Source organism: Zobellella taiwanensis (assembly GCF_003012795.1).
Lineage (GTDB): Bacteria > Pseudomonadota > Gammaproteobacteria > Enterobacterales > Aeromonadaceae > Oceanimonas > Oceanimonas taiwanensis.
Map to the genome: position 1 here is coordinate 1 of NZ_PXYH01000062.1, position 504 is coordinate 504.

The following is a 504-nucleotide window of genomic DNA, read 5'->3' on the forward strand; positions in this document are numbered from 1 at the left end:
CGGCCGTCGAGTCGGCCACCCTGGTCTCCCTGAACATCGATGGCGTCGAGGTGACCGTGCCCGAAGGCACCTCGGTGATGCGCGCCGCCGCCCTGGTGGACATCAACATCCCCAAACTGTGCGCCACCGACAGCCTGGAGTCCTTTGGTTCCTGCCGGTTGTGCACGGTCGAAATCGAAGGCCGGCGCGGCTTTCATGCCTCCTGCACCACGCCGGTGGCCGAGGCCATGGTGGTGCGCAGCCAAAGCCAGGCCCTGGCCAGGCTGCGCCGCAACATCATGGAGCTCTATATTTCCGATCACCCGCTCGACTGCCTGACCTGCCCGGCCAACGGCGACTGCGAGCTGCAGGACATGGCGGGTGCCGTGGGCCTGCGTGAGGTGCGCTACGGCTTTGCCGGCGAAAACCACCTGGCGTTGGGCAAGGACGAGTCCAACCCCTATTTCACCTTCGACGCCAGCAAGTGCATCCTCTGCTCCCGCTGCGTGCGCGCCTGCGGCGAGG

General features: G+C 66.7%; 1 protein-coding gene. It reads left to right on the top strand.

Features of this window, described 5'->3' with window-relative positions:
* On the top strand, nucleotides 1-504 hold a 504-nt coding region (locus C7I36_RS16935), incomplete at both ends, for a 2Fe-2S iron-sulfur cluster-binding protein (RefSeq protein ID WP_146137362.1).